Origin of the sequence: Mycoplasmopsis columboralis, from assembly GCF_900660675.1 — a bacterium.
Lineage (GTDB): Bacteria > Bacillota_I > Bacilli_A > Mycoplasmatales > Metamycoplasmataceae > Mycoplasmopsis > Mycoplasmopsis columboralis.
In genome coordinates, this window is record NZ_LR215039.1 from 454,770 (window position 1) to 474,040 (window position 19,271).

18 protein-coding genes are annotated in these 19,271 nt (G+C 28.2%); 1 reads left to right on the forward strand and 17 read right to left on the reverse strand.

Features of this window, described 5'->3' with window-relative positions; translation table 4 throughout:
* Window positions 1-222: 222 nt before the first annotated feature.
* A complete protein-coding gene (locus tag EXC45_RS01750) occupies window positions 223-3,225 on the reverse strand; it encodes a hypothetical protein (RefSeq protein ID WP_036433787.1) in 3,003 nt (1,000 codons plus the stop codon).
* A gap of 67 nt (window positions 3,226-3,292) precedes the next feature.
* On the reverse strand, window positions 3,293-4,567 hold the full coding sequence (locus EXC45_RS01755; protein ID WP_036433785.1) for a hypothetical protein: 1,275 nt from the start codon (window positions 4,565-4,567) through the stop codon (window positions 3,293-3,295).
* An 80-nt stretch (window positions 4,568-4,647) separates the two neighbouring features.
* Here EXC45_RS01755 and EXC45_RS01760 point away from each other — a divergent pair, with 80 nt between their 5' ends.
* Window positions 4,648-5,142, forward strand: a complete 495-nt coding sequence (locus tag EXC45_RS01760) for a redoxin domain-containing protein (RefSeq protein WP_036433783.1) — start codon at window positions 4,648-4,650, stop codon at window positions 5,140-5,142.
* Between the two features lie 26 nt (window positions 5,143-5,168).
* Here EXC45_RS01760 and rsmI read toward each other — a convergent pair whose 3' ends face one another.
* From rsmI to EXC45_RS01835, 15 genes are all read right to left on the reverse strand, one after another.
* Complete coding sequence (gene rsmI, locus EXC45_RS01765) at window positions 5,169-5,882, reverse strand: 16S rRNA (cytidine(1402)-2'-O)-methyltransferase (protein WP_036433781.1); 714 nt, start codon at window positions 5,880-5,882, stop codon at window positions 5,169-5,171.
* On the reverse strand, window positions 5,875-6,795 hold the full coding sequence (locus EXC45_RS01770) for a hypothetical protein (protein WP_036433779.1): 921 nt from the start codon (window positions 6,793-6,795) through the stop codon (window positions 5,875-5,877). The genes rsmI and EXC45_RS01770 overlap by 8 nt, the downstream gene beginning before the upstream one ends.
* Window position 6,796: 1 nt before the next feature.
* Window positions 6,797-7,444 (reverse strand): dTMP kinase, encoded by a 648-nt coding sequence (tmk, locus tag EXC45_RS01775; protein WP_036433777.1) that lies wholly within the window; start codon window positions 7,442-7,444, stop codon window positions 6,797-6,799.
* Between the two features lie 9 nt (window positions 7,445-7,453).
* Window positions 7,454-8,038, reverse strand: coding sequence for a toprim domain-containing protein (locus EXC45_RS01780; protein ID WP_036433775.1), 585 nt, complete (start codon window positions 8,036-8,038; stop codon window positions 7,454-7,456).
* Window positions 8,038-8,325, reverse strand: coding sequence for a YbaB/EbfC family nucleoid-associated protein (locus tag EXC45_RS01785; protein WP_036433773.1), 288 nt, complete (start codon window positions 8,323-8,325; stop codon window positions 8,038-8,040). The genes EXC45_RS01780 and EXC45_RS01785 overlap by 1 nt, the downstream gene beginning before the upstream one ends.
* On the reverse strand, window positions 8,318-10,471 hold the full coding sequence (gene dnaX, locus EXC45_RS01790; protein ID WP_084272185.1) for a DNA polymerase III subunit gamma/tau: 2,154 nt from the start codon (window positions 10,469-10,471) through the stop codon (window positions 8,318-8,320). Before dnaX ends, EXC45_RS01785 begins: the two co-directional genes overlap by 8 nt.
* A 108-nt stretch (window positions 10,472-10,579) precedes the next feature.
* Window positions 10,580-12,370: a molecular chaperone DnaK gene (dnaK, locus tag EXC45_RS01795; RefSeq protein WP_129693756.1), complete on the reverse strand. Its 1,791-nt coding sequence runs from the start codon at window positions 12,368-12,370 to the stop codon at window positions 10,580-10,582.
* A 78-nt stretch (window positions 12,371-12,448) separates the two neighbouring features.
* On the reverse strand, window positions 12,449-13,282 hold the full coding sequence (gene grpE, locus EXC45_RS01800; RefSeq protein WP_051616925.1) for a nucleotide exchange factor GrpE: 834 nt from the start codon (window positions 13,280-13,282) through the stop codon (window positions 12,449-12,451).
* On the reverse strand, window positions 13,269-14,264 hold the full coding sequence (locus tag EXC45_RS01805) for a hypothetical protein (protein WP_036433769.1): 996 nt from the start codon (window positions 14,262-14,264) through the stop codon (window positions 13,269-13,271). The genes grpE and EXC45_RS01805 overlap by 14 nt, the downstream gene beginning before the upstream one ends.
* A gap of 76 nt (window positions 14,265-14,340) precedes the next feature.
* Entirely contained in the window at window positions 14,341-15,171 is an 831-nt protein-coding gene (locus EXC45_RS01810) for a deoxyribonuclease IV (RefSeq protein ID WP_036433767.1), read from the reverse strand.
* Window positions 15,164-16,132, reverse strand: a complete 969-nt coding sequence (locus EXC45_RS01815) for a potassium channel family protein (RefSeq protein ID WP_165163203.1) — start codon at window positions 16,130-16,132, stop codon at window positions 15,164-15,166. The genes EXC45_RS01810 and EXC45_RS01815 overlap by 8 nt, the downstream gene beginning before the upstream one ends.
* Before the next feature lie 73 nt (window positions 16,133-16,205).
* A complete protein-coding gene (locus EXC45_RS01820; RefSeq protein ID WP_129693757.1) occupies window positions 16,206-16,916 on the reverse strand; it encodes a hypothetical protein in 711 nt (236 codons plus the stop codon).
* Between the two features lie 82 nt (window positions 16,917-16,998).
* Window positions 16,999-17,712: a hypothetical protein gene (locus EXC45_RS01825; protein ID WP_036433764.1), complete on the reverse strand. Its 714-nt coding sequence runs from the start codon at window positions 17,710-17,712 to the stop codon at window positions 16,999-17,001.
* A 127-nt stretch (window positions 17,713-17,839) separates the two neighbouring features.
* Entirely contained in the window at window positions 17,840-18,640 is an 801-nt protein-coding gene (locus tag EXC45_RS01830; protein ID WP_036433761.1) for a hypothetical protein, read from the reverse strand.
* A gap of 1 nt (window position 18,641) precedes the next feature.
* Complete coding sequence (locus EXC45_RS01835) at window positions 18,642-19,055, reverse strand: hypothetical protein (protein WP_129693758.1); 414 nt, start codon at window positions 19,053-19,055, stop codon at window positions 18,642-18,644.
* Between the last annotated feature and the right edge of the window lie 216 nt (window positions 19,056-19,271).

The window sequence follows — 19,271 nt, forward strand, 5'->3', positions numbered from 1 at the left end:
TTGCCTTTTTATTTTTTAATAATAAAATTATATAAGTTTTTTTTAAAAAAATTAATAAAGTTATTAACTGGTAAAAAAGATTTTTATTGCTATTTTTCGGGCATAAAAAACAAAAATAACTGTTTAAAACAATTATTTTTGGCCTTTAAATATTTAATTTAATTTTCTTTAATAATTAATTTCGTTTGAAATTTTTAAGCTCGTTTTTTGTGTTTTTTGGTTTTATTCATTTAATAAACGAACAAATTCAACTCACATATCATTAGCATTTTTAGCATCTTTATTTGTTTCAGTTGCTAACAATTCGGCTGACACAAAATACTTAACTAGTTTGCTTGTATGATTTGAAGAAAGGATTTCTTTGTTTGATGCATTAACATTTTCTTGAGACATAATTGAGTTAACAAATCCGGTTCTTCAAACTTCAAGACCATCGTTATTTTGTGTTGAATTACCTTCTTGAATAAGTAAATTAACATATCTTAAATTGCTACTTGCATAAGGTAAGGTTTCATTCAAAGCTGAAATTAATACTCTTTGATTTTGAATAAAATAACGAAGTGCGTTTGGTTTAGAACGCAATCTGTTATTAAAATTAGAGTCTTGAACAATTCTTATATATGAAGCCAGATTACGAATATAAGTATTGGTGCTATTTACTTTATTTTGTAATCTGCTTTGAGTTTGAGTTTTTCATGTTTGTTCTAAAGAATCAATTTTTTCTCGTATTTGAGAAGCTATTTGTGAAGAATTAAGATTTGAATCTTGATATTTGGCTCACTTAGGATTGCTTTGAAGTTGCTCTCTAATAAATGAATGTTGAGTTCAACTGCTCTCAAATGATTGTATTTTTTCTGTGTAAGAATCACTGTTTAAAACACTTGATAAAGTTTCTTTATTTGCTTTTGCTTGAGTGTAAATTTCTTTAAGTAAATTAATGTCAGATCTTAAATCGTCTCTTGAATACTCATTTTCGTCAAAATTATTAGTATATTGAACTTTTTGATTATATAAATCTTCAAGTTCTTGATGATACATTTGTACTGTTTTTTGTGTGTATTGGTCTAATGAACCTATTTTATTGTTTAAGATTTGTCTTTGTTCTACAGTTAAAGTTTTTTGAGCAAATTCATTAATTAAATCATGAAGTTGAATGTTTGTTTTTTGTGGATATTTGGTTATTGAGTCAAAAGTATAGTTAATATAATGTTGAGCAAAAAAATCTCTTAATTCTTCTAGCGAATTAAATGATCGATCTTCTTTTTTAGAATTTAATTGTCCTTTTAAAGTATTTAAATAATTATTAACTTCGTTTAAAATTGCCACATCTTCAGATAGTTGATCGTTTGTATAATAACTGTCTGATGTTCTATTTTGATAAGTGTGTAAAAAGCTTTCTGAATTATTTGAATCTAAAAATGCATCAATTTCTCTAATGTATTCATCGATTGTGTTATTTATTGCTAAACGAATTCTTTGTTTTTCAGCTTCTTCAAAGTTATTATTTAGCTGAACGATTGCTTGATAAACTTTTTTATCAAGAGAGTAAAGTAAATAATTTTGAGCTTCTAAAATATTTGTAACTGGTGCGGTATGTTGATAAACATATACACTAGGTTGTTGAACTTCAAAAATTGATTCTAAAACTTGTGAATGTTGATTTACTAACTCTAAAAGTTTTGTATTTTCTTCACTTTGAGGAATTTGTTGTTCATTGGTTTTTAAAAATTGATACTGTGAACGATATTCATCTAATAAATTCTGAACATTTTGTGAGTCTAAATTAAAATCACTAGCTGATAAAATTGCTTTGCTTTGGTAAATGAAACTATACAAATCATTTACTGAATCAAAAAAGTGGGTTTTAATTTTTTCTGCTAAAAATTCGACATTTTTATTAATGTAGTCTTTTAAATTGTTAACTGTAAAATCCACAATTTTTTGGTTGTGTAATTTGTCGGTCGCATTTAAAAGTAAATTCTCAATATTTTCAATTTGTCCTTGGTGATAATCAAGTAAATATTTTGAAAATTCTAAGTGAGTTCTAGATAATTGGCTTAAAGCAATATCAGCTAGATAAAAATCATAGTTTAAAGTTTTACGATTAATAAATTCAAAAGCTTTTTGCACTAATTTAACATTTTCTAATTGTGTGGAATTTAGTGCTTGTTCGGATAAATCGCTTTGGTGTTTTGCGGCTAATTCGTTTTTAATTTTGTTAATTAGTTCAATTCCTTCATTAACGTATTCGACTGTAAGAACTTTAGAAAGTTGTTCTCTTGTTAGATATTCTTGAATATATGTTTTATATTCTGAATCAGGATCTCCTTCATCAAGTTGAATTAATTCACTTTCATTTTCTAATAACACTGGTAAATATTTACTTTTTATTTGTTCATCTAAATTGAATAATTCATCTTCTAAAAGAGGATCTAGATATGTCTTTTTATATGATGAATAACTAATGAAGTTTGGTAATGTTAAATTTTGATTTTTAAACAATTTCATTTCATTAATTTTGTCTGAAATTTCATTTAATATCTTTAATTGTGTATAAACTTTTACATTTTGTAAGTTAATATCATTTAAAGAATTTGATAATTCAGTTACTTTAGTATTTCAAAATGTTGTATCTTCAATTTCATTAATAAAATATTTAGAAGTAAGCGGTAAGATTTGTTTTTGGTAAAAATCATTAATTACCGGGTAACTTAAAACTTTATCTTTTCCTTGAAAATCAATATATTTAAATAACTGAAGAACAAACTCTTGATAGTCTCCATTGTGCAAATGCCCTAGCTTACTTTCTTGCTCCAAGTATGTAGCAACGTCTCCTTTTGGTGCATTAGTTTCACTTTGAGTGTTTGATTGAGTTTTAGTTGATTTTACTAAAAATGATTTAGTAAATTGTTCTTGTTTATTTGAGTTTTTATCTTCTAAAGTATAAGTTACTATTAAATTGTTTCCTTGAATTTGATAGTTAGTGTCTTTTGCATTCACAAGATCGGAATACTTTGGATCAATAGTGATATTTACAGCGGAAATTGTTGAAACATTTTGATCATCTAGAGTTTGAATCTCAACATTATCTGCATTTAAAATTTGAATCTTTAGTTCAATTTCTTTTAAATTAACCTCTTTTTGTGCTACAGTGCTACATGCTGCCGATACAGCTGCAGGAATTATTCCTGCAAATGGAATAAATAATAATTTCTTTTTGTTCATTTTTGTTCCTTTATTAAAGAATTATACCAATATTTGTGAATATAAAAAAAGCCCGATGGGCTTAATATTAAACTTCTGCTGAACGTCTAGGGGTTGTTGAACCACCACCAAATGTTGGTTCTGTGTTTCTATTTTCTCATAACACTTCGAGTTTGTGTTTTCCATAAAGTTTATTAATTAAAATAATATCAATATTAGATAAATTAACTGTTTCAACAGCATATTTTAAATATCTAACTAAAGCTTGATCTTCGCTACCTTCTTCTAGAGTTGGATATAAAGTATTTAAAACATATTCAACAGCTTCTTTTCCTCCACCTTCTGAAATAGGACTTTCAAGATATGCTTGAACTGTTCTTTTATTCACCAAGAAAAGACCTCTTGATGTAGCTAATTTTCTAACTTCAGTTAACCCTGCGGCAAAAACTAAATTAGAACGGTTATCTCTTGCAAACTGTTCTGCTTGAGATCTTAAATTATCTGGATAATTTCTTCTATTGAATAAAACTACTGGGTTTACTACTTTATTTACGTAAGTTCTTACTCTTTCATACATTGCAACTTTATCTGATGCTGCGTCAACTAATGATCTTAAAAAGGCTTTTTCATCACTTAAGTATTTGGTTAAATCTTGATTATCAGCTGTAAGTAAAGCATTAACATCATCTTTAAGGTCATTTACGTAAGATTCTAATTCTGCTAATTTATCTGATCTTTGGTCTTCTTGAGCCTCAAAGTATGCGTTTACTTTTTGAGCTAGTTCCGCTAAATAAGCAAGTTTTGTAGACATTGTTTCAGCTGAAGTTTGAAGTACACTAGGAGCCATTTTATCGCTTAAAAATGTCCCATTGTCATTGTTAGATTGAATCAATAATTGACCATATCTTGCATAATCATCTTCAGTATATGAAGGTTTATAAAGTTTTGATAGACTAATTTGTTCTTTAAGTGTTGATACTAAATCAGCGGTAACAACGATTTTATCACTGCTTTCTGAAGAATTTTCACCAGCTTGTGTTTCTGAACCTTCAGTAGAACCTTGGTTCTCTCCATTGCTTGATGTTTCTTCATTTGTTGAGCTTGTTCCGTTTGAGTTATCTCCACCTTGTGTTGATGATCCGTTTTCATTTGTAGAATTGTTATTTGAATCACCTTGGTTTGTAGTTGTTTCTCCTGCTGTTTGAGTGTTAGTTGGAGTTTCAACTACTGGTGTGGTTTCAGTTTTTTTACTCTCATCAGCACTAGGTGTTTGGTTCTGTTCGCTTGTACATGCGGCTGCAACACCTAATGAAGTAAATGAGGTAAATAAACTTGAAACTAATAAAAGTTTTTTAAATTTCATGTTTATCTCCTTTGTTATTTGTTTAATTTAATGTTAAAATTTTAACATATTTTAAAAATATAATAAACAGGAGAATAACAATGGAAAAAGTTAATTTTTTAGGTAAAGAATTCGCTCTTTTAGGTAAAAATGTTCAGCTAGGAGAGACAGTTGAAATTGTCGCAACACCAGCCGGAAGTTTTGAAGATGTAGCATATGAAAATAACCAAAAACATACAGTTGTTGTAGTATTTCCATCAATCGATACAAGAGTATGCGATATGCAAGTAGTTGCAAGTGAAGCGCTTGCTAAAGAATATCCAAATGTAAATTTTGTTTCTGTGTCTGTAGATTTACCTACTGCACTTGCTTCATATCAAGACCAACATAAAATTGAACATATTAAAATGTTTAGCGATTATAAACACAGAGAAATTAGTACTAAATTAGGTCTTTTAATTGATAAAATGTTTTTATCAGCAAGAGCAATGCTTGTGTTAGATCAAAATTACAAATTAGTATACAAACAAGTAAACGAAAATGTGCATGAACAAGTTGATTTTGAATCATTAAAAACATTTTTAAGCAATTTATAAATAAAAGTGAGTCTGCAAATGGCTCACTATTTTTTTAAATGTGCATATTTATTAACTTTTTGTTTTTTAATTTTGGGTAAGTTTAACACTAAAGTGAATTCACCTTTAATAAGATTTTGACTATTAAGAATTTCAAGAACTTCTAGCGCAGTTCCAAAAAGTCATTTTTCATGTATTTTAGTTAGTTCCTTTACTAGACAAATTTCTTCTTTTCCTTGAAAAACTTCAGCAATATCTTGTAAGGAACTTTCTAATTTATGTGGAGAAACATAAAAAACATAAGTACCTTCTCCTAAAGAATGTAATTGAATAATTCTTTGTGAGCTTTTATCTTTTAAAAAACCTAAAAATGAAAATGTACTATTAAAATTCGATCCAACAAAAGCTGTAATAGCAGCATTGACTCCAGGAATTATTTCAAAATCAATATTTTCTTGTCTGCATAATTTAATGATTTCAAAACCCGGATCAGAAACTACAGGCATTCCTGCATCACTAACTAGAGCAATTTTGTTATTTTGTTTAAGTAAATCAATTAAACCTTTAGCACTATTTTTTTCGGTGAAATTATTGTAAGTTAACAGCTTTTTGTTTTCGATATTGTAGTGTTTAAGTAATTTAGCAGTTACTCTAGTGTCCTCACAAGCGATAATGTCTACTTGTTCAAGTGTTTTGATTGCTCTTAAAGTAATATCGTCTAAATTACCAATCGGAGTCCCAACAATATACAATTTACTCATATAACCTCATTAAATTTATTAAAAATACTTCTTTAGATAAAGCGAAGTTTTTTTCAGTAGAAAGATTATTTAAAAAAACTTCAATTAAATCAATTGCTCGAATTATGTTAGGATGCTGCCTTAGTGCTTTTTGTGAATTTTTACAAATTTCTTGACCTAAATCAAATTCAAAATCGAAATCTTTGAAACTAGCATGAATGCAGAAAGTAAATAGCTTAAGTAACATTTTGGTTTCAAATAATTCTTCTTTGACTATAAATTTGCTAAAAAAAGCATATACAACATCTTTGTTATGTAATGAATCTTTGAAAGCTCCAATTAAGTTAAGAATTCTCTTGAATTTAGTTTCAGTCAAATACTCTTTAATGTCTTCAAGATCATCAAACAAATTCACTAACACTTCTGAGTTGGCGTTTCACATTTTTTCTGTTTTTAGCAGCGAAATTAAATCTTCTTGTGAAGTTTCTTTTAAAGTGATAATTGAGCATCGTGATTTAATAGTATCTAAAATTGCATGAATTTTAGTGGTTGTCAGTATTATGGTGATGTTGCTATTAGGTTCCTCAATTGACTTTAAAATTGAATTTAATCCTTGAATGGTGGCATTTTCAATATTTTTTATGATTACAAAAAGTCGATTGTTCTCTTGAAGATTATAAAGTTGAGCTTTAGTAAAAATATCTTCAAGCTGTTCTTTTTTAATTTTTTCGTTTTGAAGATCTAAATACAAAACATTTGAATAATCTTCAAATTTCTGAAAATCTTCTTCGTAAATACAATTAAAGATCTTAAAAATTTCTTTAAGATCTTTGTCAATTGTTTTGGTGTTTTTCGCCGAAATTAAATACAAATGCGAAAGTTCTTCTTTAGCAACAATTGTGCGAAAAAATTCTTTTTGTTCAACAGTTATCATCTTAATGTAATCCTAAAAAAACTCTAAATTGTTTATGTTCAAGCAATTTTTTAACTACTTGCTCGAAAACTTCTTCTTCACTTTTAGAAGCATCAATAATAATAAATCTTTGGGGATCTTCCTTAATTAATGTTCAATATCCATTGTAAACACTCTCATGGAAAGACTCTTTTTCTTTTTCCATACGGTCTTCTACAAGTCTAGTGCTATTGCGACGAATTTTTGCTTGTTCAGGAGTTAAGTTAAAGAAAATAGTGATATTAGGAATGGCATTATCAATGACTAATTCAGTCAAGGTTTTCACATATTGGTATCCTAAATTACGGGCAAAACCTTGATAAGCATAAAAGCTATCAATATAACGATCACATAAAACTAATTTACCACTTTTGAGCGCCGGTCAAATCACTCTTTCAAGGTGAATTCTTCTACTTGTTGAATATAACATGGCTTCAGCTACTGCAGATAAATCCGAAGAAGAATCTAAAATAATTTCCCTTATTTTTTCTGCTTCCCGAAGACCTTGTCCTCCAGGTTCTCTAGTTAATACAATATTTGATAAATTGAATTTAGTTTGCAAATAATGCATTAGTTTGTTAATAACGGTTGTTTTACCGCTACCATCTAGTCCTTCAAAAGTGATGAACATAACTCCTCCTTATTTTTGTCGGTGCATCAAAGAGAACTTTAATGTAAGTTCATCAATATAATCCATCGAAGCTCCTACTGGCACTCCAATAGCTAGTTGAGATACATTTAGTCCTAATTTGGTTAATTCTTTTTTAATTAATACATTAGTCATTTCACCAGTTAATGTTGGTGAAATACCTAATATTATTTCATCGAATGTTTTTGCGTACTCTTTTAAATTATTAATTTCAAATAAAGTAGCATCAACATTGCTTTCATTTTTTAATAGATTTTTAAAAGTATAATATTTTCCTTTGTAAAAACCTGCTTGTTCTATTTTATCAATGATAGCAAAATTTTCAACTATTAACAGTTGATTCTCACGATTAGAATTGTCACAGTACTTACAATAATCAATTTCACTAGGTGATTGACATAAATTGCAAAAACGAATTCTCTCTTTTAAGCGTTTAAAGGAATTAGCTAAGATTCCAACTGTTTGTTCATCATTATTTAAGACTCACAAGACAATTTTTTCTGCCTGTTTTTTTGAAATATTTGGAAGTTTTCTAATTTCTTCAATAAATTTTTGAATTGAATCTGAATCAAACATTAAAATGGCATTCCACCTGGCATTTGAGGAGCAATTTTTTCGTTTTCTTCTTTAATTAAGTCAATTAATTCATTCATTGCTACAACAATTAAGTCTTCTAAAATATCTTTATCTTCAGGATCAACAAGCATTTCATCTACACTTAAAGAAACCAAAGTGAAGTTTCCTTTCATTTTGATTACAATACCTTGTTTTTCAACACTAAAGATTTTTTCATCCAAATCTTTTTGTTTTTTTTCTAATTCACTTTGCATTTTTTTTAGTTGTTTTAACATTTCGTTATTCATTGTTACCTCTTTTCATTAATTTAATTGCATTTCCAAAAATCATTTTAGCTTTGCTTTCGATACTTTTATCTTTGAAACGATTTTCCAACTTTACAAGTGGAGAAATTTTTTCTAAGTCATTTGGAATAATTTGAGCATTTAATTGATTTTTAAATAAATTATACGCTCTTTTTCTTTGCTCTGGGGAAGTTAGATAAATGTGCTTATAACCGTTAAAAATTGAGTTAATATACTTTTGAAAATCTTCAGTATTACGCACTTGATAAATTTGATTTAAAATGCTTTCATCATCTGAAGTAAGCAAAATAAAGGTATCACTAGAAGCTAAAATCTTAGTGGGTTCTAACAATTTCATTTTTTTGTATTTTTCTGTTTCTCTGGCTGAAATTGTGTTTTCTGATAAATTTTTAATAGTACTGAAATTGTCTTTAGTATTAACTTGGATATTTTGTTGAATAATATGCAATAAGTTAGCAATTTCTTGATCATTTCACTTATCAGTATATTTATCTAAAGGAGCGATGTTTTGGGTAGAATTTTCAGATAAATCATAATACTTAGTGGCACTTTGATCCTCACTAAGATCAATTTCTTGAGTGTGGTAAAGATTTGTTTCAATTGTATTTTCATTAAAACTGTTAACTTCAGCATCTAAATCTTCTGAATTAGCTTCTTCTTCGTTATCCATGATCATAAATTCGTTGGTTTTGTTAATGGCGTTTTCAAGTAAATTAATTTCTTGAGAAATTTTCCTTTCAATTTGTACCGCTTGAGTTGTAAAAGTACTTTGTTGAACAACAAAATTAGAAGCTAGCTCCATTTCATTTGCTTGAAAAAAATCAGGTTGTTGTGTTTGATTTTGAAGGTGTGGCTGTGGTTGGACTAATTGGGTTGGTTGTTCTTTTATCAAACCTCAATTATGTTCTTGATCAGGTAATTCTACTTTTGTAAACAAATTAACTTGTTGTTTGTTTTCAATTATATTTTTAGGTTCTATTTTATTTTCTAAAGATTCAGCAACAGAATAATGTGCTCTATTTGAAGCTTCTACTAAAAATGATTGAGTATTTTCAAAAGCAACCATTTTTAAAATTAAAATCTCTAACAATTCAAAAGGTTGTTCAGCACGAGATATTTTAACAAGTAAATCATTGAGTTTTTCAAGAAATTCCAAAGCAAAGTCATAAGAAATCTTTAATGATTGTAATTCTTCTTGAGTTAATCATTCTAAAAATTCCTCTGAAGCAGTAAAACTGTAAATGCTTCATTCTTTAAGCAAGTTAATCAAACTAACAACCAGTTGATTGGCATCAGCTCCTGATTTTTTTAAAAAATAAAACAATTTGAGAGCTTGCTTAGTTTCTTTGATATAAACTAAGTTAATTAATTGAATAACTAAGTCATTTGAAGTAATTCCAAAGTTTAAACTTAGGTTTTTTAAAGTAATTTCTCCAGCACCAAATGAAGCACTTTGATCAGCAATTGATAAAGCATCTCTCATAGCACCGCCTGATAGTCGAGCAATCATTTTAAGCGCTTCAGGGGTGTATTTTATTCCTTCTTTGTTTAAAACTTTTGTTAAATGATCATAAATTTGTTTAATAGTTAGTTTTGAAAAATTAAATCTTTGAACTCTAGATAAAATTGTCAAAGGGATTTTTTGGTGATCAGTAGTTGCGAAAATAAAAATAGCATGCGCAGGTGGTTCTTCTAAAGTTTTAAGCAGTGCATTAAAAGCACTTTTAGTTAACATATGAACCTCATCAATGATGTAAATTTTAAAACGAGAATTAATTGGAGATTGTTCAATTTTTTCTTTTAGATCTCTGATTTCATCTACACCATTATTAGAAGCTGCGTCCATTTCAATGATATCTAAAGATTTACCAATTTTACTTTTGCACACATTACATGCTTGAGTTAAGTTTTCAGTATGCATACAATTTAAAACATTTGCAAAGATATTTGCAAGCGAAGTTTTTCCTGACCCTTTAGGACCACTAAATAAATATGCATGTCCTATTTTTCGTGTAAGAATAATATTTTTTAAAGTATTAATAATATGTTCTTGACCTACCACTTCTTCAAAAGAACTAGGACGATATTTTCTATACAAAGCTTTGTAACTCACGCTCACCCCTTCCATTTAATTAATTATATTTAAATATAATCAATTGCTAGGTGCTTTTTAGAAAAAGTTCTTTTATTTATGAAAAATATGCAAAGAAAAAACCTCAATTAAGAGGTTATTTTATTATTCCACAATTGTTGCTTCATCTTCTGAATTAGAAGAGTTATTTTCTTGTGTTGCTTGTTGTTGAGCTGCGTAGTTAGCAAAGTTTTTCATAACATTTTCAACTTCGTCAAGTTTTGTTTTTAAAGCAGGAATGTCTTTTTTATCCATTAGTTCTTTTAATTCGCTTACTAGTTTATCTGATTCTTCTTTTGCTTTTGCATCAAGTTTATCACCTTGTTCTTTAGTTGCTCTCTCAATTTGAGCGATTAAACTTTCTGCTCTAACAATAGTTTCAGCTTCTTCTTTTCTCTTAGCATCAGCTTCTTTGTTTTCTTCAGCTTCACGAATCATTCTTTGAATTTCATCATCACTTAATTTTGATGAGTTTTCAATGGTAATTGTGTTAGCTTTGTTAGTTTTAAGATCTTTAGCTGTTACTGTGGTAATTCCGTTAACATCAATGGCAAAAGTAACTTCAATTTGAGGAACTCCTCTAGGAGCTGGTTCAATTCCTCCTAAGTTGAATTGACCAAGCAATTTATTGTCGTTTGCCATTTCTCTTTCACCTTGTACAACTCTAATTGTAACTTCACTTTGGTTATCTGTTGCAGTTGAAAACACTTGTGATTTTGTCGCAGGAATACGTGTGTTTCTTGCAATTAAAGGTGTTGAAATTCCACCCATTGTTTCAATTCCAAGTGTTAAAGGTGTAACATCAAGTAAAAGCAAGTCGTCAATGTCTCCAGCAAGCACTCCCCCTTGAATTGCTGCTCCAATTGAAACAACTTCATCAGGGTTAATTGAACGGTTAGGTTCTTTTCCTAAAGTTCTTTTTACAAGTTCTTGTACGGCTGGCATACGAGTGCTTCCTCCAACAAGAAGAACTTCATGTAAATCTGCGGCTGTAATTTTTGCTTGTTTTAAAGCGTCTTCAATAGGTTTTCTAGTTCTATCAAGTAAGTGAGCTGTCATTGATTCAAATTCACTACGTTTAAGCTCAAGTTCTACGTTAACTGGACCATTTGCAGTTACTGCAAGGAATGGTAAGCTAATTGCTGCTACTGATTGAGCAGAAAGATCAATTTTAGCTTTTTCAGCAGTTTCTTTTAATCTAGCCATTGCCATTTTGTCTGATTTTGCATCAAAGTCATATTTAGTTTTAATTTCTTTAATCATTCAATCAACAATAGCGTGATCTCAATCATCTCCCCCAAGGTGGTTGTCTCCACTAGTTGAAAGAACTTCAAAGGTTCCTCCTTCAAGTTCTAACACTGAAACGTCAAAGGTTCCTCCTCCAAGGTCATAAACAAGAACTTTCATTGATTTGTCAGTTTTTTCTAAACCAAAAGCAAGAGCAGCTGCAGTTGGTTCGTTAATAATTCTTAAAACATCAAGTCCGGCAATTTTACCTGCAATTTTAGTTGCTTCACGTTGAGCGTTATCAAAGTAAGCTGGTACTGTAATAACTGCTTTTGAAACTTTTTGTCCTAATTTGCTTTCAGCGTAGTCTTTCATGTAAGAAAGAATCATTGCAGAAATTTCTTCTGGTTTGTAATCTTTGTTGTTAGCATGTACAGTTTTAGCTGTTCCCATTAATCTTTTAATAGATACAACGGTGTTTGGGTTGGTTTCTACTTGTCTTTTAGCTGCATCCCCTACAATAATCTCTCCGTTTTTGAATGCAACTACTGATGGAGTAGTTCTTTTCCCGTTAGGGTTTTCCAATACAACTGGTTGTTTGTTTTCAATAACTGAAACAACTGAGTTAGTTGTTCCAAGGTCAATTCCTAATACTATTTCTTTGGCCATAATTTCCTCCAATATTCACTTTTATTTGATCTAATTATAACATAAAATTTAGCAGTCTAAGCATTTAATTGCTAAATTTTATAAATTTTTGTTTATTTTTACTTGCGCTGGTACAATAGTACGATCTTGAAGTTTAAATCCAACTCTTATTACCGCCACAATTTGTTCGTGTTGCATTGAAGAATCACTAACAACATCTATAGCTTCTTGCTCATGAGCGTTAAAGATTTCACCCACATTAGGTTCTATTAATTCAATACCGCTTTCATTTAAAGCATTTTGTAACTGTTTAATAACTAAAGAAAAACCATAACAATAATTTTTAACTTGTGCGTTGTCTGAATTTTCTCCAGCTTTAGTTGCCATTAATAAATTATTATATGGAACTGCTAATTCTGAAGCTAGTTTTTGAAGAGCGAATTTTTTAACTTCTTCTTTATCTTTAGCATACTTATTTGCAATCTCTAAGGTTTTTTCTTCAATTGTTTTTTGGGCTTTATCAGACGCTTGAAGCATTTTTTCTTTAAATAAGTATTCACTAGTTCTTAAAGTATTGTTTAAAGTAGCAACTTGTAATTTTAATTCTTCGTTTTCTTTTTTAAGATTTTCAACTTCTTCTTTGAGTTTATCTTTCTCAGAAGGAGCACCACTTGTAGTGATATTTACATCACTAATTTCTAAAGACACAACTTGATTTTGTAAATCTTTATTTGGATAATCTTCATTTAATGTGACTTCAAAAGCGTAATGTCTTTTATATTTTTTATCAATTAAAAAATCATCTAAATTACTCTTTAAATCATTCTCTCCTACTACAATTGATTTAAATCCACTCAATTCTTTAATTTCCTGATCATTTATTACTGCTTTAAATGTTCCGTTTAAAACATCTCCTTTTTTAATCTTTTTCATTTTTATCCCCTTTTAGTAATAATTTTTCAAACACACTAAGTGCAGTTTTCATTTCATTAAAATCGCTATCTTGTGGTCCAACAATTGAAATTTCAGTGGTTCCTAATGGAGTGGATACTCTTTTGGTTAAAAAAGCGCTCACTTCATTAACTGATATTTTCAAGTTTTCTTGTTCATCCAGTTTATCTTCAATTTTTTCTCAAATTGAATAATTTTCCACTAAGTTAATAATTTGATTTACTTGTTCTCGAGTTAATTTCTGACTTAAAATCAATTCTTTACGACCATAAACATTATTTTTGGTTTTAATGTTAAAGATATTCCCTACAAATTTTTCAATAATTTCTAAATAGTTAGAAACTTCTTGTTTAAGCACTTCTTTTAAAGCATAAGTTCTTTCTACTAAATCTTCAATGGCTACTCCAATTAAGTTCTCTTTAAATACCCGTACTGCAATTTGTAGTTCTTTAATATTAACTTTATTATCGTCTAGTGAAATGATTTTAGAATGCACTTCACCATTAGATACTACCATAACTGCAGTTGCCATAAAATCACTAATAGGTACCAAATCAATACTTCTTAAAGTTAAAGATTTATCAAATTTAGTAGTTATTAAAGTAAGACCAGTTACATCAGCGATTGTTTCTGCTGCTTGCGAAATGGTAAAATCAGCTGATTCTTTTTTGTCTTCAAAAGATTTTTTGAGTTTTTTTTCAAGTAATTTTTCATTAGCTTGAGCAATATATTTTGCATAGTAACTTAAACCTTTTGGAGTTGGAATTCTTCCGCTAGAGGAATGGGATTTTTTTAACATCTCCATATCTTCAAGTTCTTTCATTAAATACCTTACTTTTGCGCTAGAAGACTTAATGTTTTTTTCTTCAATTAAATGAGCACTACTAATTGGTTGCTTAATTTGAGTGTATAACTCAATAGTGGCACTTAAAATTTGTTCAAGTTTATGGTTGATTCTACTCATGATTTTATTGTATCATAATTTAGCACTTAAGTATCTAAATTGCTAAATATTAAAAAATTACCCTTAAGGGTAATAATTATTTTTTATCTAGCAATCACGCAATTTCTTCTTTGTAAATTGGTCCTTGTTCAGTTCAAGGAGTTTCTAAAATAATTGGAATATTATCAAAATCAGGATCATGAACTACTTGTTTTAAGGTTTCATATCCAATAAATCCTCTTCCGATGTTTTCATGACGATCTTTATGTGAAGAAAGATCGTTTTTAGAATCATTTAAATGAATGACTTTAACTTTTTCAAGTAGATTTCATTTGTTGAGCTCGTCTTTAAAAGATTGATATTCTTTTAAGTTATATCCAGCATCTCATAAGTGACAAGTATCCAAACAAACAGCAACACGTTCAGAATTTACTCAATCTAAAATGTAGCGAATTTGTTCAAAATTAATTCCAATTTCACTTCCTTTTCCGCTCATGGTTTCAATACAAATAATAACATCTTTAGTTTGGTTTAAAATCTCTTTTAAACTATCTACCAGAGTATCTAATGCTTCTTGAGGAGAAAATTTAGTGTATGCCCCTGGGTGTAGCACTAAATATTTGGCACCAATATAATTCATTCTTTGAATTTCTTTAACTAAAAAATCAACTGAGAACTCAGCTTTTTCTGGATTAGCTGGATTAACTATATAAGGAGCATGCACAATGATATCTTCTTTGGCAATGACATTTTCAAACACTTGCTCATATTTTTCAAGCTGATAATTTTCTACTGCTGTTCTTAAAGTTGTTTGAGGTGCTCCAAGATAAATCATCATAGTGTTGGCACCATTTGAAAAAGAATCTGCAGCAGCATCAACTAAATAATTAGGTTTTTTAAACGAAACATGTGAACCAAGTTTAATCATTGTGTTTTTCTCCTTGTTTTTGAGTGATTTTGTTTTGCATTTGTTGTAAGAAGCTACCAGCAATAACCCCGGAAGGAATCGCTATTAATGCAATACCAACTATTGAAATGACAATTACAATAATTTTAGCTGTAGGTGATTGAGGAGAGAAATCTCCATATCCAATTGTAGTTAAAGTAATGGTGGTAAAGTAGAGTGAATTTCCAAAATTAGAAACTGAGTTGCTTGGAAATTGTGGATAATCAGGATGATTTTGTAAAGCTACCTTAGCTTCTTCAAAACTCATTCCATTTAAATTCGCATTGACAAATTCATTCACTTGTTCGTTGTAATGACTCACTTCAGCGTTTCAAATTACTAAAGCAAATAAAACAATTAGCACAATAACTAACACAAAAACATTAATTAAAACTTTAGATTGATCTTTAAAAACTCTAAAGATAATGGCAAATGGAGCAAAAATTTGTAATACAATCAAGAGTCTTAAAATTCTCACCATTCCTAAGGCGTTAAAAAAATCTAATACTTTTTTGTCAATATCATTAATATTGGCAAATAAGCTGATTAAGTTTATTGAAGCTAAGATACATAAAAAAGCAACAATTGAATAATAAGAAATAAAGAATTTTAAATAAGTATGAAACGCATTTTTCTTTTTGTAATGCAAATGGTAAGTCATTAAGTGCAAAACATAATCTCCTACAAAAATGAAAAAGACCGGAATTTGAGCACTTGAAATAACCACTTTGGCCGCTGTAGATGAATTTTCTCCAGCAGGTACAAATAAGTTGGCAAATGAGATTAAACAAGCAAAAATAATTAAAAAAGCATATCCCAATTTAAATGTTTTGAATTTTTTCAAGTTTCTTTTGTTTTCGGTTGTTATTTTGGCATTTATTCAAACTATTTGTCCTATAAAATTAAGGATTTTATGTTGAGTATTTTTTACAGTTTCAATCATGAAAAAATTATATATTAAAGCATTAATTTCTAAAATAAAACAAGACATTCCGAGCAGAAATATCTTGTAAAAATTAAAGATTTTTTAAATGTAAATACACATTAGCATGATATTTGTATTCTTCTAGATAAAAAGGTGATTTCTTATCGTCAGTTAAGCTTACAAACACGTAATACACATCTTTTACATGCTCGTGTTTTTTAAAAAGTGTTTTTAGAACATCTAAATTGGTAAGAATTTTTCGTTTTTCATCAGCGCCTAAATTAAAATATTTAGCTGGACCGTAAGTTAGAGTAAAAGGTTGCAATCTTTCTCTACCATTATTATAAGCGCTATATTGTATGATAGGAATTTTAGTATAAGTTAATTTTCATTCTTTGTCAAAATACTCATTCAAATTTAAGCTTTCTTCAGCTAAATTTTTCTTACTTAAGTTGAAAAGTTTGTTAAATTTTGACAAACGAAAGATTTGAATAAACAATTCAGCCACTATCATAGCAGTGATATGCAAAAGCACAGTAAAATCAATTACCACAAAAACAAGTATTGTGCTATCCAAAATAATAGAATAGTTTCCTATTGCAAATAGAACAACCGAAAATATAAAAAACGGTAAAAACACTGAAAGGACAATGAAATTTATCTTAATTCATTTAATATAAAGGATTTTAATTGCTTTAACACCTCTTTGGAATGTCTTATCCATAGATATGTTTTTATCTCTCATAAAACTTATTTTTGCGTAAGTATCAAAAAATAGTGAGTAAGCAATTTTTTTAGACATTTGGAAAGATTTAGTATATAGAAAATATGCTATTGCAAAAGGCACAAAAACAAATGCACAAATTGACCCGATAAAAAGAAAATTATCCATTGTTTGATACCTCGCTTTTTCATTCGTTTATGTCCTTAAAGTAATATGAAAAGTGATCAGAATTAATGTTGTTATTATCTAAAAGAGCAATTTCAATGTTTTTTAAATACTCACTTCCAAAACATTTAACAAAATAAGAAGATTCTAAATAAAAAAGATCGACTTTTCTGCTTAAATATGATTGTAAAAACATAGGTATTTGTTTATTAGCTATCATAGATAAGCTTGTGCTTTTCTTTGAAGAAGATAATTCATTTTTAATTTCTTTTAAATTAAAAGGTTGCATATGTTTGTAAATTATTTTCTTGCTCTTAATAAATAATAAGAATACAATGATACTTCTATATACAAAAATCAAAAGAATTCCGCTAAAACCTCCTGAAAGACCATAAAATAATTCTTCATTATATTTATCACTTGCAAATATACTTGTAAAAATAAAACTTAACGCAGCAAGTATTATACCTATAAGTGCAACAATTAGATATTTTAGAGCTCATTGTTTTAATCTCAAATAATTTTGCAAAACTGTTTTATAGAGATTTCTTTTAAGCAGAGATTTTGAGTTGGTATTGCCACTTAATATTTCGTTTGTTTTAATAATAATTAAAGTCAGCAGTCTATTTTTATCTTCGCTAAATGCGAGTGTAATTAAAATAAGAAATAGATACAGACCTAAAAATGGGTAAAAAATAGTTAAAAACATATGTTCCTTTGGTTGAATTTTTTTATTAATTAAACGATATGCAAAAATAAATGATATTTACAAAATGCTCAAAGTGAGTTAATAAAATTATACTCTCTTAAGGCAATCAAGATAAACTCGTTAACATTTATTCAAGCATTGATAGTTCTTTTAAATGTAAATAAGCATTAAAATAGTATTTTCAATTCTCTTCATAAAAAGGAGAATTAGAATCATTTATAAACGTAATCAAAACCGCATAAACACATCTGATTTTGTGAAAATTTTTAAAAATCATTTTTAACACATCTAAGTTTGTTTCAGTTATTCATTTCCCTTCTTCACTAGTTGTAATAAAATAATAAATTGCGAGATGGCTCATATCAAAAGCATTGTTGTTTGGGTTAATCCAAAATTTTCTCTTTATAGATAAAATCGATCACTTTTTATCTATATTTTCTTCCAAAATATTATCAAACATCTTTGAATTAATTTTTACCTTCTCTAGCATTCTATTTACAAGAATTGTGTTAAAAATGTCTTTGAAAGTAAAATATATTAAAGCAAACATAAATGCTAGATGTATAAAACAGAAAATAAAATCAAAAACAATCAAAGTTTCTAAAGAACTGAATTTATCAGTGTTTTCAAAATAGTTTTTGAAAACAAAAAAGTATACTGACAACACTATGATAAAAAACAAAATAAAAATGCTATTCGCTATAATGTAAAATTTTATACGTTTAGTTATTAAATTAGCACCTTTCAAAAAATCTTCAGGAATTGGATAATTTTCTTCAAAAGAAAAATAAAGTTTATTTACAATTTGCTTAAATAAATGTTTAAAAAAATTTCATTTAAAAAGATTTGTTACTCTGAATGTCATAAAAAATAAAAATGCCACTGTTGTTAAAATAGAAATTAATCCTACTCAAAATAGAATATTCATACTAGTTTTTTAGTTCCTTATAAAAATTTATTACTTCCTGATGATAAAAAGAAAAATAAATAGATTGAGGATTGTCAATATCTTTTAAGATAATTGGCATTATCATTACAAAGTCCGTTCCATAATAATCGTATAACATACCAAAACTAAGCATAAACAATGTTTTGTGTTTTCATACATATCTTTTTACAAAAAATGAGATTTGAACATCCTTTAAATCATCGAAATTGTCGTTAATTTCTTTTTGGAAATGAATGATATTTTCTTTACCAATCTCATTTTTATTCATGGCTTTTTTAAAAGTTCTTAAAAATCTTACAAATGTAGAAGTTATAAAGAAAGTTCTAATTAAAAATATCCCATAAACACCAGTTATTACTAAATCTAATACGAAATAAATAAATAGTTCTTTCATGTTGGGTATAACCCAATATAAATAAAGTGAAGTTCAACTAAAATAAATTATTATTATGCTAATGTAAGATAAAGAAAACTTTTTGATTTTAAAATAAATTATCAACAGAGCATTTTTAAAGTCTCCGTTTAGGGTTTCCCTATCTTTTAAAGATTTTTTAATTTTTTCCTTAGCCATTAATGCTATAAAAGTTGGGGTGTAATGGCTAGATTCTAA